The organism is Cupriavidus sp. AU9028 (genome assembly GCF_019795295.1).
Lineage (GTDB): Bacteria > Pseudomonadota > Gammaproteobacteria > Burkholderiales > Burkholderiaceae > Cupriavidus.
This window is the reverse complement of the sequence record NZ_JAIMCG010000033.1, coordinates 1-3,722: the sequence shown is the minus strand read 5'-3', so window position 1 is coordinate 3,722 and position 3,722 is coordinate 1. Positions and strand designations below refer to the sequence as shown.

Here is a 3,722-nt window from a genome sequence, read left to right as displayed (position 1 = left end):
GCACGGCGGCGAGGCGATCGGCGCGCGCCAGCAGCTCGCCGTAGCACAGCGTCTGCCCGCCGCAGACCACCGCGAGGGCGTCGGGATGCAGGGCGGCATGCGCGGCGATGCGCGCGTGCACCGGTTGCGCCTCGAGCGCGGCGGCGTCGCCCTCGGCGAGCGTCATCAGCGACGCTGTCTGCGCCGGCGTCATCAGGGACAGTGTGCCCACCGTTCGCGGGGACTGCGTGGCGAACTGCTCCAGCAGCGCGGCCATCTGCGCGCAGATCCGCTCGACCTGTGCGTCGTCGAACGCGTGCCGCATCCAGGTGAAGCTCAATCGCAGCGTCTGCCGCAGGCTGACCTCGACATCCATCTCGTATTCGGTCAGGCCCGTGCTGCCGCGCGTTTTGCAGCGCAGCCCGCTGCGCGCGGCCGTATCCAGCGCATCCTCCAGGGGGAAGTTCTCGAACACCAGGATGCTGTCGAACAGGCGCTGCCCGGCCTGACCGCCCCAGCGCTGGATATCGGACAGCGGCGTGTGCCCATGCTCGCGCGCGGCGACGTTGAAGGCCTGCAGCTCGCGCAGCCAGTCGCCGAGCGGCTGCTCGGGGCGCGGCGCGGCGATCACCGGCAAGGTGTTGATGAACAATCCCAGCATCTGCTCGCTGCCGGATACCTCGGACGGCCGGCCCGCCACGGTCGCGCCGAACGCGACGCGGGATTGCCCCGTATAGCGCTGCAACAGCAGCAGCCACGCGGCCTGCACGACCGTGTTGATGGTCACCTTCTGGCTGCGCGCGTAGGCGGAAAGCTGTTGCGTCAGCGCGTCGGAACAACTGTGCTGCAGCAGGCCGTAGCCTTCGCCGGCGCACGGCGTGCAAACGGCATCGGCCAGCCGTGTCGGCGTGTCGAAGCCCTGCAGCTGGCCTGCCCAGAATGCCTGCGCGGCCGTGCTGTCGCGGCTTTGCAGCCAGCCGATATAGTCGGCGAAGCGGCCCTGTGCCGCAGCGATGGTTGGTCCTGGGTTGGTCTGTCCTGCATAGCGCGCCAGCACTTCCGCCAGCAGCTGGGAGGTGCTCCAGCCATCGAGCAGAAGGTGGTGCACCGTCCAGACCAGATGATGGCGATGGGCCCCTGTGCGGACCAGCGTCAGGCGCATCAGCGGCGGGCGCTCCAGATCGAAACCGCGCGCGAGGTCCTGCGCGGCGAGCCTGTCCAGCGCAGCCGCCAGCCCGGCACCATCGTGGCCGGCAAGATCCTCGTGCACGAGCGGCAGCACCACATCGCGCGCTACCCATTGCAGCGGCTGGTCGCCACGCTGCAGGAAACCAGTGCGCAAGGTGTCGTGGCGGTCCAGCGCGTCGCGCCATGCCTGGGCGAACCGCGCGGGGTCGAGACCCTCGACGTCGATGCGCAGCTGGTTGATATACGCGCTGCCGCTGTCCTGCCGGGCCGCGCTGTGATACAGCATGCCGGCCTGCATCGGGGAAAGCGGATAGATGTCCTGGACGCGCATCGGCTCCAGGCCCATGCCATCGAGCTGCGTCTGGGACAGGCGGGCCAGCGGAAAGTCCGCGGCGTGCAGCGCTGTGCGCGGCGCCAGACTCGTGCCGGCCGGCTCGCCGGCCTCGGAGGCCCCGCGCTGCGGCAGCGGTGCGGTCACGGCGGCCACCGCGGCCAGCGTCTGCTCCTCGAACAGCTGCTTCGGCGTCAGCAGCCAGCCCAGCGCGCGCATCTTCGCGACGATCTGCAGGCTCAGGATCGAATCGCCGCCAAGCTCGAACAGGTTGTCGGCACGCCCGACGCGCGGCACCTTGAGTACGCTGGCCCACACCGCGGCCAGTTCGGTCTCCACGCCTTCGTGCGGGGCCTCGTAGGCTGCCGCGCCGGTGAACTCGGGCGCCGGCAGCGCCCGGCGGTCGAGCTTGCCATTGGGTGTGGCCGGCAGCCGGTCGAGCACGACCAGCACGGCGGGGACCATATAGTCGGGCAGTCCCGCCGCCAGCCAGTCCCGCAAGCCGTCCACGTCGATGCCAGCGTCGCCGGTACCGACCACGTAGCCCACCAGCCTGGCGGGCCCGTCGTTCGTCAGCGCGACCACCACCGCGTCTCGCACGCTGTCGTGCGCCAGCAGCCGCGCCTCGATTTCTCCCAGTTCGATGCGCAGGCCGCGGATCTTGACCTGATGGTCGAGCCGGCCGAGGTATTCGATCTGCCCGTCGGCGCGGCGCCTTGCCAGATCGCCGGTGCGGTACAGCCGCTCGCCGCCGGCGCTGTGCGGATCGGCGACGAAGCGCTCCGCCGTCAGCGCGGCACGGCCGAGATAGCCGCGCGCCAGACCGGCGCCGCCCAGATACAGTTCGCCGGCCACGCCGTCAGGCACTGGCTGCAGCGCGAGGTCCAGCACATGCGCGCTGACGTTGGCGATGGGCGCACCGATGGGGACACCGCTTGATACACCGGTTCCCACCGCGATCCCGCTGTCCTCTCGGCAGGTGAAGTGGGTGACATCGATGGCCGCCTCGGTCGGGCCGTACAGATTGTGCAATGCCGCCCACGGCAGCAACGCCATGGTGCGGCGGGCCAGATCGCCCGGCAGCGCTTCGCCGCTGCAAACGATATGGCGCAGGCTTGCGCACGGTGCGGCAATGCCGCCGTGCGCGACGAAGGCCTGCAGCATCGCGGGCACGAAATGCAGCGTGGTGACGCGATGGCGCTCGATCAGCGCGGCGATACGGCCCGGGTCGCGGTGGTCTCCCGGCGCGGCCAGCACCAGGCGGGCGCCAATCATCAGCGGCCAGAAGAACTCCCACACCGATACGTCGAAACTGAATGGCGTCTTCTGCAGCACCGCGTCGTCCGGCGTCAGCCGGTACTGCGACTGCATCCACCAGAGGCGGTTATATAGCGCGCCGTGCCGGTTGCCGGCGCCCTTGGGACGTCCGGTCGAGCCTGACGTATAGATGATGTAGGCAAGGTGTTCCGGCGATAGCGACGGCGCGGGGTTGGTGTCGCCGCTCCCGGCGTACAGGGCGGGCTCGGTCAGGTCCATCACCGTGACGGCGGCCGGCATCGATGCGGGCAGCGCTTCGGCACGCTGCGTCAATACCAGTGCGACGCCGCTGTCCTCGATCATGTAGGCCAATCGGTCCGACGGATAGTCCGGATCGAACGGGACATAGGCGCCGCCGGCTTTCAGAATCGCCAGCAGCGCGACGACCATCTCGAACGAGCGCTCGGCCAGCACACCGACCGGGACATCGGGACCGACGCCATGTTCGCGCAAGCGGTACGCGAGCGCATTGGCCCGCCGGTTCAGCGCCGCGTAAGTCATGGTGTCTTCGCCGAACGCGAGTGCGATGGCATCGGGCTGTTGCGCGGCGCGGGCCTCGAAGAGCCGATGCACCGGTTGCACCGGCGGATACGCTTGCGGATCGGCGCCGAGCCCGAGTGCCGCACCCTGGTCCTCGGGCGCGAGCAGCGCCATCTCGCCTAGCGGGCGCTCGGCATTGGCGGCCATCTGGCGCAGCAGCGCGAACAGGCTTTGCGCCAGTTGGCGCGCCTGCGCCTCGCCCAGCAGCGCGCGATCGAAGCGGCAGGTCAGCCGCAGCGTATCGGCATGAGCCAGCACCAGCGTCAGCGGGTAGTTGGTCTCGGCGCGGTTCTGCACGCCGCTGAAGGCCAGCCCGGCGGGCGCGCGCCGCAGCGCCGCATCGACGGGGTAGTTCTCGAACACCACG

General features: G+C 70.1%; 1 protein-coding gene. It reads right to left on the bottom strand.

The genetic code is table 11. The features are described 5' to 3' along the window. The coding region (locus tag K6V06_RS20510) for a non-ribosomal peptide synthetase (RefSeq protein ID WP_222245976.1) at nucleotides 1-3,722 on the bottom strand (3,722 nt) is incomplete at both ends.